The organism is Nostoc sp. CHAB 5715, assembly GCF_020829685.1.
Classification (GTDB): domain Bacteria; phylum Cyanobacteriota; class Cyanobacteriia; order Cyanobacteriales; family Nostocaceae; genus Nostoc.
Genome location: NZ_JAIVFR010000408.1, coordinates 1 through 6,290, shown reverse-complemented (window position 1 = coordinate 6,290; position 6,290 = coordinate 1). Strand labels below are relative to the sequence as shown.

Genomic DNA, 6,290 nt, shown 5'->3' with positions numbered 1-6,290 from the left:
GATTCTCAAAGAATTGATATATATCCTCAAGTTTCATGGTTAGTGAATGGCTAAAAAAATGCCTTAGGGTAGGGTCTACAATCCTTGTAGTCAGTATATACTGCTACTGCTAATTGAGTAATATATATAAAGCTACTTAGACTAGATATCCATTGCGTAAATACGAAATAATTACCCACGCCTGTGAAGTTGTGGGACGAGTTTGCGAGTTTTAGGGACACAAAATAGTGTATCCCTACTCAAGCTCGATACGGGTGGTGAGGAGCGAACAGACACTGGCAAAGTCACTATCTTGGTGTTAAGTGATGCCGAGCTAGTTAGAACTGCTTAAGCAATAAAATGCTATCGAAGAAATTTTACAGGTAAAATACTATTTTGTCTGTAAAAGTTCATAAACACTTTGTTTTACAGTAATTTTTCCAATACGAATTCTGAAAGCTTACGCTGAGGGATATGTCTGGGTTAAAGCTGCTACGCCAGTGAAAACACTTAAGCAGTAACCATTACTGATTTTCTCAACAAGAGAATCTTTTGTCTGTTATGGCAAGTGTGATAGTAAATTTATCAAAGAAGACCCAAAGGCGGGGGGGAAGAAAACCTGACAATTCAGATTATATGGAAAAGCTAACGATTAACCTAACCCCCTAACCCCCTTCCCGCGTCGGGAAAGGGGAAGATTCAAAGTCTCTCCTTAAAGGAAGAGAGAAATAGAAGTGAGGTTTTCCAGATGCCGTGAAAAGTCAGAAAGAAGACGGGGAAATGCAAGGACGCGGGTAAAGAACTCTTTGCGTCCCCTTGTCCTCGCGTCCCTTAATCAAGCGCCCAGCATATTAGCGATCAGTTTATGTCACAAACTCCCGATGCTCCATCATCTTCCTCGACTCTGCGGGCAATTGCCCAAACTTTTCGCCTTACAGGTTGGATTAGCTTCTGGATTCAGTTAGTACTAGGCGTTGTTTCTAGCATAATTGTGTTGCTGTTCGCCATCTTTAATCAAAGAACTGGCAGTCCTACTAATAATCCTGGGACTGGCTTTGGTGTATTTTTAGCAATTTGTGGACTGGTTATTTTGGCTGGGGGCATTTATTTAGCTTACCGTTACACTAGAATTGGTAAGCAATTGGAATCCTCCAATCCCAGCAACCGCCCTCGGAAAAGCGAGACTGTGCAAGTATTACGCTTAGGGCTGTGGGTGAATTTAGGCGGAACCCTAGTAACTCTTTTGGGGGCGCAAGCGATCGTCGGTACACTGGTAGCAAGATCCATATCTCCGCAAGCTATAACTACGCAATTTTTTGACCCCACCCGAATTATTAGCGGTCTAGATATGCTTGTAGTACAGGCAAACACCAACACTGTTTCAGCGCATTTTGCAGGGGTTATTGCATCGCTTTGGTTGCTCAATCGCATTAACCGTCCTTAGAAAATCAGAGGAGTAATACCAAATTTTGGATTTTAAATTTTTCTAGTCCTGGTAAGATTGGCAGGACAGAATTTTTATGTTTGCTTTTCTGCTTGTGGCAAGCCAAAATCAGTATATGCTGATGTGTTGGCAGGAAGATAATAGGCTAAAAACTGAGAAAAATCTGTGCTGGATATCAAGCAAATACGGGAAAATCCGCAATTAGTTCAAGAACGATTGAATAGTCGTAGTGGTAAATACGACATCGAACCGATTTTACAGTTAGATCGGCAACAACGGGAACTTGAGGGAACACGCAGTCAACTCCAAGCTCGTAGCAACGAAATCGGTAAAATTGTTGGGCAAAAGATTAAATCTGGGATAAATCCTCAAGACCCAGAAATTCAAACTTTGCGAGATGAAGGTAACTCTGTCAAAGCTACATTGAGCGAACTGGAACCCCAGGAAAAAAACCTCAAAGCTGAAATTACCCAACTTGTGTTGGCACTTCCCAACTTACCAAGCGACTCTACACCCCTTGGTAAAAATGAGGAAGATAACGTAGAAGTACGTCGTTGGGGTGATGAGTACATTCCTCAAAATCCAAATATTCTCCCTCACTGGGAAATTGGCGAAAAGCTGGGTATTCTCAATGTTGAGCGGGCTGTGAAAGTTGCCCAAAGTCGCTTTGTGACATTGATGGGCGCTGGTGCGGCATTGGAAAGGGCATTAATTCAATTTATGCTGACTCTCCATACTCAAGCTGGTTATGTGGAAGTCAGTCCGCCTCTGTTAGTGAATACTGAGTCTTTGACGGCGACTGGTCAGTTACCCAAGTTTGCAGAAGAAAGCTTTAAATGCGCTGATGACGATTTGTGGCTGATTCCTACGGCAGAGGTTCCACTTACAAATCTTTATCGGGGTGAAATTCTCGCTGCTGAAGACTTACCTATCTACCACTGTGCTTTTACTCCCTGTTTTCGCCGGGAAGCTGGTAGCTATGGGCGCGATATGCGGGGATTAATTCGCCTTCATCAGTTCAACAAGGTGGAAATGGTGAAGTTTGTCGAACCCAGTACCTCTTTTGATGAACTGGAGAAATTGGTAGGGAATGCAGAAGCAATTTTACAGGCGTTGAAGTTGCCTTACCGAGTAGTAAATCTAAGTACTGGAGATTTGGGATTTGCTTCTACCAAAACTTATGATTTAGAGGTTTGGTTGCCGAATTCTGGCAAATACCGCGAAATTTCTAGCTGTTCCAATACTATAGATTTCCAAGCGCGACGAGCTGATATTCGCTTCAAAGAGGCGGAGAAGAAAGGCACTCAGTTCGTACATACCCTGAATGGTTCGGGTTTGGCTGTGGGACGGACTATGGCAGCAATTTTGGAGAATTATCAACAACCTGATGGGACGGTGAAAATACCCGAAGTGTTGCAACCTTATTTTGGACGTGGAGTTTTGTAATTTGTCATTAGTCATTAGTCCTTTGTCTTTTACCAATGCCCAATACTTCGACTTCGCTCAGTACAAGTGCCCAATGCCCAATGCCCCATGCCCAATGCCCCATGCCCAATGCCCAATGCCCAATTAGAATGGAGATAACTATAGCTTAATATTTTCACTAATTTGCTCTATGTCAGTTTTAGCAGCGATCGCAGTCTTGGCTGTTTTGATCTTGGTACACGAGTTGGGACATTTTGTTGCAGCCCGTTCTCAAGGCATTCTCGTTAACCGTTTTTCTTTGGGTTTTGGCCCAGTTCTGTTAAAGTACCAAGGTTCACAAACCGAATATGCTGTCCGCGCCTTTCCCTTGGGCGGCTTTGTGGGCTTTCCCGATGATGACCCCGATAGCGATATTCCACCCAATGACCCAAATCTGCTGCGTAATCGTCCAGTTTTAGACAGGGCGATCGTCATCAGTGCCGGGGTGATCGCAAATTTAATATTTGCCTACTTAGTGTTGGTTCTGCAATTAGGTATCGTCGGCATTCCCAAAGAATTAAATTATAAAGCTGGTGTCACCGTACAGCCTATTAATCAAGAATCTGTTGCCTATCAAGCAGGAATTCGGGAAAGAGATATTATTCTGGCTGTTAACGGTCAAGAACTCCCGGCTTCTGAAAAGTCAACTTTTTTGCTGACAAAAGAAATTCAAACTCATCCCAATCAGCAAATCGAACTGAAAATTCTGCATAACAACCAACAACAAACCCTGAAATTAACGCCAAAACTGGGAGCCGATGGCAAAGGTGTAGTTGGTGTGGCACTTAGTCCAAATGCTACAGCAATTTATCGTCGTCCTAATAGTCCTTTTGAAATTTTTGGCATTGCTGCTAACAGGTTTCAACAATTATTTGTTGATACACTCAACGGTTTTGGGCAGTTAATTACCAACTTTCAACAAACTGCTGGACAAGTTTCTGGGCCAGTTAATATTGTCAAAATCGGTGCAAAATTAGCTGAGGACAATAGCGTAAACTTGTTGTCTTTTGCAGCAATTATCAGCATTAACTTGGCTATTATCAATATTTTGCCTTTACCAGCTTTAGATGGTGGACAACTCGCCTTTTTGCTGATTGAAGGTTTACGCGGTAAGCCTGTACCAGCCAGAATTCAAGAAGGTGTAATGCAAACCGGTTTGGTGTTACTCTTAGGGTTAGGAATTTTTTTGATAGTCAAAGAAACTACTCAATTAACTAGCCAATTAGAGTGGGTACAAAAATTGTTTCAGTGAAAATAGGGAGTGGGGAGTAGGGAGTGGGGAATAGGGAAAAGAAACGCTGTTATCGAATGTTATCCAGATGCCAATGACGAGAGTAGAGAGTGGGGAGTAGGGAGTGGGGAATAGGGAAAAGAAACTTTTACCTTTAAAGCAACGGGCGATAGAAATTTTAGCTCGGCTGAAGCGTCTTTATCCAGATGCTACTTGCTCTTTGAACTACTCAACGCCAGTACAATTGTTGGTGGCAACGATTCTCTCTGCTCAGTGTACTGATGAGCGAGTGAATAAGGTGACACCAGCTTTATTTGATCGGTTTCCTGATGCTGCTAGTTTAGCGATCGCTGATTTGGTAGAGTTAGAAAGCTTGGTGCGTTCAACAGGGTTTTATCGCAATAAAGCCAAAAACATTCAAGCCGCCTGTCGAATGATTGTTAGCGAATTTGACTCTGTTGTGCCAAACCAAATGGAGCAATTATTAAAGCTTCCAGGTGTGGCGCGGAAGACAGCAAATGTAGTCTTGGCTCATGCTTATGGTATTAATGTTGGAGTGACGGTAGATACTCACGTCAAACGCCTTAGCGAACGTTTGGGTTTAACTCAAGCAAAAGACCCCGTTCGGATTGAGCAAGATTTAATGGGTTTATTGCCTCAGCCTGATTGGGAAAATTGGTCAATTCGGCTGATTTATCATGGTCGTGCTATTTGTAAAGCACGCTCTCCTATCTGTATTGCTTGTGAACTTGCCGATTTATGTCCTGCTGCTAATAAGCCAGTGGTTATAGGGTAAGCGACACAAGTAACCCCAGAATTGATGGAGAGACTGTAGAATGGAAAACGGTGTCTTTAAATAAGTTAGAGAATATATGGCAAAAAAGAGCATGATTGAGCGCGAGAAAAAGCGCACTAGGTTGATAGAAAAGTATGCTGACAAGCGGGAAGCTCTTTTGGAAGAGTTCAAAAGTGCAGCATCTCCCCTAGATAAGTTAGAAATCCACCGGAAGATTCAACAGCTACCCCGGAATAGTGCGCCCACCCGCCACCGCAACCGTTGCTGGTTGACTGGTCGTTCTAGAGGTGTTTACCGCGATTTTGGACTGTCTCGGAACGTGCTGAGAGAATGGGCGCATGAAGGCCTTTTGCCTGGAGTTGTTAAGTCTAGTTGGTAGTTAAGAGTCATTAGTCATTAGTCATTAGTCATTGGTAAAGAACAAATGACAAAGGACAAATGACAAATGACAAAATATTATTGACCACAACATTTATCAATTCCCAGACTTTCTAAGAGTAGATCGCTGACGGCGTTGGCGATCGCAAACTCTCCATAGAAGCTATTGGAAAAATCATAGGACTGCATCTCTGTGACAATGGCAATTACCAGAGAACCAAGGTCGTTTTCTCCTTCCATCCGTTGACGCACAAAAATCTGTGCGGCTCGTTGAGCAATGTTTTGGTTGACTGCTTCGGGGATAAATTCTGTATCTAGCCACCGTTGTAAGCGTTCTCGTAACCATTCACCTTCGAGCAGAGGGTTTTCAGGTGGTGGTAGGGTAATGGGTGGAATTGGTTGAGTCATTTTTTTTATTTTAAACGCAGAGGGACGCAAAGGGAAACGCAGAGGAACGCTGAGGATGATTGATAGGATCGAATTGCGTTTCTAAGAGTGTTTTTTTTATATTTATTTATGGAATATGATATCGCGGCTATTGTTGAGGGTTATGCACAAGGCTATTTTCTCATGGCTGATGATAGCGATCGCCTGAGTTGGTACGAAAGTCGCGATCGGACTTTTATTCCTTTGGATGAACGGTTTCGCTACCCTAAGTCTTTGCAGCGTGTCTTGAATCAAGAGCGTTTTAATGTCGCTATTAATCGAGACTTTCAAGCTGTGGTGGCTGGGTGTGCTGACAGAGAGACAACTTGGATTTCACCGGAATTACAAAAGATTTACTGGCTACTTTACCAGAGTGGTTATGCTTTTAGTTTTGAAACTTGGCAGGGTGACGAATTAGCTGGGGGAATTTTAGGGATTGTTATTGGTGGGGAGGTTTAATCTGTCATTATAAAGACCATATTAGCCAAGGTAAACCTTATTTATTAAAGGGATTTAATAGTGGTTTAGAAACAGGTTCTTATCAATGGTCTGGTTATTGTTCAGTTAATTTT

Annotated in this window: 8 protein-coding genes and 1 pseudogene; 8 read left to right on the top strand and 1 reads right to left on the bottom strand. The window is 42.7% G+C overall.

Annotation, left to right across the window (positions count from 1 at the left end):
* The first annotated feature begins 202 nt into the window (after positions 1 to 202).
* The 7 genes from LC574_RS38170 (at position 203) to rpsN (ending at position 5,293) form a co-directional block, all read left to right on the top strand.
* Complete coding sequence (locus LC574_RS38170; RefSeq protein ID WP_267871623.1) at positions 203 to 331, top strand: hypothetical protein; 129 nt, start codon at positions 203 to 205, stop codon at positions 329 to 331.
* A gap of 513 nt (positions 332 to 844) precedes the next feature.
* The gene (locus LC574_RS21585; RefSeq protein ID WP_229455524.1) at positions 845 to 1,423 is read left to right on the top strand and encodes a DUF3611 family protein; all 579 of its coding nucleotides are present in this window, start codon (positions 845 to 847) and stop codon (positions 1,421 to 1,423) included.
* Between the two features lie 165 nt (positions 1,424 to 1,588).
* Positions 1,589 to 2,869 (top strand): serine--tRNA ligase, encoded by a 1,281-nt coding sequence (gene serS, locus LC574_RS21580; RefSeq protein ID WP_229455523.1) that lies wholly within the window; start codon positions 1,589 to 1,591, stop codon positions 2,867 to 2,869.
* A 1-nt stretch (position 2,870) separates the two neighbouring features.
* A complete protein-coding gene (locus tag LC574_RS38165; RefSeq protein ID WP_267871622.1) occupies positions 2,871 to 2,996 on the top strand; it encodes a hypothetical protein in 126 nt (41 codons plus the stop codon).
* A 42-nt stretch (positions 2,997 to 3,038) separates the two neighbouring features.
* Positions 3,039 to 4,139: an RIP metalloprotease RseP gene (rseP, locus tag LC574_RS21575; RefSeq protein WP_229455521.1), complete on the top strand. Its 1,101-nt coding sequence runs from the start codon at positions 3,039 to 3,041 to the stop codon at positions 4,137 to 4,139.
* 103 nt (positions 4,140 to 4,242) lie between these two features.
* On the top strand, positions 4,243 to 4,914 hold the full coding sequence (nth, locus tag LC574_RS21570; protein WP_229455520.1) for an endonuclease III: 672 nt from the start codon (positions 4,243 to 4,245) through the stop codon (positions 4,912 to 4,914).
* A 76-nt stretch (positions 4,915 to 4,990) separates the two neighbouring features.
* Positions 4,991 to 5,293, top strand: coding sequence for a 30S ribosomal protein S14 (rpsN, locus tag LC574_RS21565; protein ID WP_190728168.1), 303 nt, complete (start codon positions 4,991 to 4,993; stop codon positions 5,291 to 5,293).
* A 77-nt stretch (positions 5,294 to 5,370) separates the two neighbouring features.
* Here the strand turns inward: rpsN and LC574_RS21560 are convergent, their stop codons facing one another.
* The gene (locus LC574_RS21560; RefSeq protein ID WP_012410384.1) at positions 5,371 to 5,700 is read right to left on the bottom strand and encodes a hypothetical protein; all 330 of its coding nucleotides are present in this window, start codon (positions 5,698 to 5,700) and stop codon (positions 5,371 to 5,373) included.
* Between the two features lie 108 nt (positions 5,701 to 5,808).
* On the opposite strand from LC574_RS21560, the pseudogene LC574_RS21555 reads away from it, so the two are divergent.
* Positions 5,809 to 6,168 (top strand): annotated as a pseudogene (locus LC574_RS21555) (leucyl/phenylalanyl-tRNA--protein transferase); the annotation flags it as partial.
* Between the last annotated feature and the right edge of the window lie 122 nt (positions 6,169 to 6,290).